The following is a 5,033-nucleotide window of genomic DNA, read 5'->3' as shown; positions in this document are numbered from 1 at the left end:
GTCGGTCACCGGCCGGGGAGGCATGGAGATGCCCGTGAGATCGCCTTACGGAGGCATTCCACACATTTGCCTCTCCCCTCCTGGTGCGTGCCCCGTCCGTCACTACCGGGGCAGCACCACGACGTACGCGGCCGGGTCGCGGTCGCCGGACGCCATCAGGGCCGTACGGACCACCGTCGCCTGCTGCTCCAGGGACTCCCGGAGCTTCTTGGGCGTGATGTGGACGACCGTGATCCCCAGGCGTTCCAAGTGCTCCCGCTTGCGCGCGTATTCCGACCACAGGGCGTCCTCGTCCTGGCGCGGGGCCCGGGTGTCGAGTTCGACCGCGACCGCCTGCTCGGGCCAGTACGCGTCCAGGCCGCCGAGGTGGGGGCCGCCGGGCAGGCGCAGGTCCACGTTCCAGACCGGGTCGGGCAGGCCGTGCTCGCTGACCATCCGGTAGAGACGGTCCTCGGCGATCGCCCGGCCCTCGGCCACGAGCGAGTCCACCGCGTCCACCACGTGCGGGCGGCTCAGCAGCTTCGCCAGGGTCAACTCCCTTACCACCGCCGCCGGTTCGCAGTGACCGGCGCGCACCGCCTCGGTCAGCAGCCGGCGTACCGCCCCGGCGTCCGTCAGCTCCGCCACGGCGTCCGCCAGTGCGCGCGGCACCGGTGCCACCGGAAGTCCCGTCACCGCGCAGGGGGTCGGCAGGGACGGGGTGCGCAGGACGCGGACGTAGCCGTTGGAACGCAGTCGGCGCAGGCGGGGGACGAGCACGTCGACGCGGTCCAGGGAGAGCAGCGGCGGGGTCGAGGAGAAGCCGTGCAGGGTCAGCGCCGCCAGACCCGTGATCACCGCGTCCGCGTAGACCGGGCGGTGGGGTTCGTCGGCGGTGGGCTGGGCCGGGACGCCCGGGGCCGATTCCCGGGCCGCGTACAGCAGGGCCCCGTGCAGACGCTCCTCGCTCGTCGGCGGGCCGGGGTGGAGCAGGACCACGTTCGGCAGCAGCAGCTGCCAGGGGCCGCCGGGGCGGCACTGGTCGTTCAGCTCGGCCGTGGAGACGCCGTGGGAGCGGAGCTGGGCCGCCGTCAGAACGCGGCGGTGGACCTCGGAGAGGTGGCGGAGGGGGCGGGGGGAGAGCGGGGTGTTGTGCGTCATGGCGTCGGGATTCCCGCGTCCTGTCCCTCCCTTAACCGCTGTTACACGGTCGTCGATAAATGCGGACAAGGTGGTACTAAAGGACAGGTGTTCGGGTGCCGAGTAGGCACGGAAAACCCCTGGTCCAATCGGGTGCGGACCAGGGGTTACGGCTGCTATTGCCTGAATTCCGTAACGGTCACCGACCGGGGAAGCTCAGGCCAACGATCAGGCGTCGACGGCTGCCGCGTCGCACGCCTGTGCGCGCAGCGCCCGCGCCAGGTCGTCCCGCGCCTCCAGTACCAGCCGGCGCAGCGCGGGTGCCGCGTCCGCGTGGGCCCGGAGCCACGCGTCCGTCGCGTCCAGCGTCTCCTGGCGGTCCTGGAAGCCGGGGAACAGACCCCGTACGACGTCCATGCCGATCTGGATCGACCGCTCCTGCCACACCCGCTCGATCGCCGCGAAGTACTTCTCGGCGTACGGCGCCGTCAGCTCCCGCTGCGAGGGCTGGTCGAAGCCCGTGATCGTCGCCTCCACCAGCGCGTTCGACAGGGCCTCGGACTCCACGACCTGCGCCCAGGCCTGTGCCTTGACCGCCGCCGACGGGCGGGCCGCCAGGCAGCGGACCTGGTGGCGCTTGCCGGACGCCGTGTCGTCGCGGGCCAGTTCGGCCGCGAGGGCGGATTCGTCGGCCACGCCGTGGGTCGCCAGCGGCTCCAGGAACGCCCAGCGCAGCTCCTGGTCCACGTCCAGGCCCTCGACCGTCTCGGTGTCTTCCAGCAGGCCCTTCAGCAGGGCGAGGTCCGTCTCGCCGGAGGCGACCGCGGCGAAGAAGCGCGCCCAGGCCAGCTGGTGCTCGCTGCCGGGCTCCGCGGCCTGCAGCTCCCGCAGGGCCGCTTCGGCGAGCAGCTCCCCGCCGGTCGCGCGCCACTGAGGCGCCGCGTAGTGCACCAGCGCCGAGTTCGCCCACGCGTGCAGCATCTGGAGCACACCGATGTCGGACTCCCGGCCCGCGAACCGCAGCACCAGGTCCACGAAGTCCCGCGCCGGCAGCAGGGCGTCCCGGGTGAGGTTCCACAGCGCCGACCAGCACAGGGCGCGGGCCAGCGGGTCGGTCAGCGCGCCCAGGTGCGCGCGCAGGGTCGTCAGCGAGGTCTCGTCGAAGCGGATCTTGCAGTAGGTCAGGTCGTCGTCGTTGACCAGCACCAGCTCCGGGGCCTCGGCGCCGGCCAGCTCGGCCACGACCGTACGCGGACCCTCGACGTCCGTCTCCACGCGCGCGTAGCGCTCCAGCGCGCCCTCGCTCGTCCGGCGGTACAGGCCCACCGCGACCCGGTGCGGGCGCTCCTCGGGGTGCGACTCCGGCGCCTCCTGCACCACCGCCAGCTCGGCGACCCGGCCCCCGGCGTCCAGCAGCACCTGCGGGGTCAGCGAGTTCACCCCGGCCGTCTGCAGCCAGGAGCGGGCCCACGTGGTCATGTCCCGGCCGCTGGTCTCCGCCAGCACCGACAGCAGGTCGCCCAGGCGCGTGTTGCCGTACGCGTTCCGCTTGAAGTAGCGGCGGGCGCCCTCCAGGAAGGCTTCCTCGCCGACATACGCCACCAGCTGCTTCAGTACGGAGGCGCCCTTGGCGTACGTGATGCCGTCGAAGTTGAGCTTGGCGTCCTGCAGGTCGCGGATGTCCGCGGTGATCGGGTGCGTGGAGGGCAGCTGGTCCGCGCGGTAGGCCCAGGCCTTGCGGCGGTTGGCGAAGGTGATCCAGGCGTCCCGGAAGCGGGTCGCGCCGACGTTCGCGAACGTGCCCATGAAGTCCGCGAAGGACTCCTTCAGCCACAGGTCGTCCCACCACACCATGGTGACCAGGTCGCCGAACCACATGTGCGCCATCTCGTGCAGGATGACGTTGGCTCGTGCCTCGTAGGACGCCTGCGTCACCTTGCCGCGGAAGATGTACTCCTCGCGGAAGGTCACCAGGCCCGGGTTCTCCATCGCGCCCAGGTTGTACTCGGGCACGAACGCCTGGTCGTACTTCCCGAACGGGTACGGGTAGTCGAAGTGGTCGTGGAAGAAGTCCAGGCCCTGCTTGGTGACCAGGAAGATGTCGTCGGCGTCGAAGTAGGGCGCGAGGCCCTTGCGGCACAGGGCGCCGAGCGGGATCTCCAGCTTCGTCCCGTCCTCGAAGGTCCGCTCGTAGGAGTCCGTCACATAGTGGTACGGCCCCGCCGTCACGCACGTGATGTACGTCGAGATCGGCTTCGTCTCCGCGAACCGCCAGACCCCGTCGGCGAGTTCGCCGGCGCCGTTGCTCCACACCGTCCAGCCCTCGGGCGCCTGCGCCTCGAAGCGGTACGGGGCCTTCAGGTCCGGCTGCTCGAAGTTGGCGAAGACGCGGCGGGCGTCGGCCGGCTCGTACTGGGTGTAGAGGTAGACCTCGCCGTCCTCGGGGTCCACGAAGCGGTGCATGCCCTCGCCCGTGCGGGAGTAGGCGCACTGCGCGTCGATGGTCAGCTCGTTCTCGGCGGCCAGGTCGTCCAGGGTGATCCGGGAGCCGTCGAAGACCTCGCCCGGATCGAGGTCCTTCCCATTGAGCGTGACAGAGGTCACACTCGGCGCGATCAGGTCGGCGAAGCTGGACGCCCCCGGCTCGTTGCAGCGGAACCTGATCGTGGTCACCGAGCGGAAGGTGCGCGGCTGACCGCCCCCGTCGCCGACGGCGGACCGCAGGTCCAGCGCCACGTCGTACCCGTCGACGGACAGCAGGGCGGCCCGCTCCCGGGCCTCGTCGCGGGTCAGATTCTCACCGGGCACGGGCGGCACTCCCTCGTGGTCGCTTGGATGGGGTGGATCAGGACCGATCCTGCCACGCGCCCCTGACACGAGGCATCAGGGAATGAGGGTGGGAGCCGGAATGTTGGCTCCTCAAAAGCCCTTTTGCTGAGGAGAAGCATGTCCGAGACCGCGACCACGCCGGGCAAGACCCCCGTGGACTTCTGGTTCGACCCGCTGTGCCCCTGGGCCTGGATGACCTCCCGCTGGGTGCTGGAGGTGGAGAAGGTCCGGGACATAGAGGTCCGCTGGCACCTCATGAGCCTCGCCGTCCTCAACGAGGACAAGCTGGACGAACTGCCCGAGGAGTACCGCGAGCTGCTCGCCACCAAGGCGTGGCTGCCGGTGCGCGTGGTCGCCGCGGCCTGGCAGAAGCACGGCGACGACGTCCTCGGCCCCCTCTACACCGCGCTCGGTACCCGTATCCACAACAACGACGAGGGCGCGACCCTGGAGGCCATCGCCGGTGCCCTCGCGGACGTCGGCCTGCCCGCCGAGCTGATCGAGTACGCCGAGCAGAACGACTTCGAGTTCGACGCCGAGCTGCGCGCCTCCCACAAGGAGGGCATCGAGAAGGTCGGGCAGGACGTCGGCACCCCGGTCATCGCGGTCCCGGGCCCCGACGGCGAGCAGATCGCCTTCTTCGGACCGGTCGTCACCCCCGCCCCCAAGGGCGAGGAGGCGGCCCGTCTGTGGGACGGCACCATCGCCGTGGCCTCCGTCCCCGGCTTCTACGAGATCAAGCGGAGCCGCACCAAGGGCCCCGACTTCAGCAACCTGTAGGCGCTTCGGCACCACGGAAGACCCCCGCGAGTCACGTCCTCGCGGGGGTCTTCTTTCATCCGCCTGCCAACGTGAAGGGTGAGAAGACGATCACGAGGCAGGACGACTCAGGGGGCGAGCAGGAGCACGTCCGCGCGGGACTTGGCGGCCGCGTAGCGCCTGGCCACGTCCTGCCAGTTGACGACCTGCCACATGGCCTCGATGAAGTCCACCTTCTGGTTCTTGTACTGCAGGTAGAAGGCGTGCTCCCAGGCGTCGAAGACCAGGACGGGGGTCGAGCCCTGGCCGACGTTGCCCTGGTGGTC

The 5,033-nt window shown here is 70.7% G+C and carries 4 protein-coding genes; 1 reads left to right on the top strand and 3 read right to left on the bottom strand.

What is annotated here, in order from left to right:
• Window positions 1–102: 102 nt before the first annotated feature.
• Both ABZ471_RS47640 and pepN read right to left on the bottom strand, forming a co-directional pair.
• The gene (locus tag ABZ471_RS47640; RefSeq protein ID WP_359075401.1) at window positions 103–1,140 is read right to left on the bottom strand and encodes a hypothetical protein; all 1,038 of its coding nucleotides are present in this window, start codon (window positions 1,138–1,140) and stop codon (window positions 103–105) included.
• 207 nt (window positions 1,141–1,347) lie between these two features.
• Window positions 1,348–3,927 (bottom strand): aminopeptidase N, encoded by a 2,580-nt coding sequence (gene pepN, locus ABZ471_RS47635; RefSeq protein ID WP_359075400.1) that lies wholly within the window; start codon window positions 3,925–3,927, stop codon window positions 1,348–1,350.
• A 138-nt stretch (window positions 3,928–4,065) separates the two neighbouring features.
• Here pepN and ABZ471_RS47630 point away from each other — a divergent pair, with 138 nt between their 5' ends.
• Window positions 4,066–4,728: a DsbA family protein gene (locus tag ABZ471_RS47630; RefSeq protein ID WP_359075399.1), complete on the top strand. Its 663-nt coding sequence runs from the start codon at window positions 4,066–4,068 to the stop codon at window positions 4,726–4,728.
• Window positions 4,729–4,835: 107 nt separating this feature from the next.
• Here the strand turns inward: ABZ471_RS47630 and ABZ471_RS47625 are convergent.
• The coding region (locus ABZ471_RS47625; RefSeq protein WP_359075398.1) for a Fe-Mn family superoxide dismutase at window positions 4,836–5,033 on the bottom strand (198 nt) is incomplete at its 5' end.

It is taken from the genome of Streptomyces sp. NPDC005728, from assembly GCF_040630895.1.
In the GTDB taxonomy this organism is placed as follows: domain Bacteria; phylum Actinomycetota; class Actinomycetes; order Streptomycetales; family Streptomycetaceae; genus Streptomyces.
Note: the sequence above shows the minus strand (reverse complement) of the source record. Positions and strands in the feature narration are given on the sequence as shown.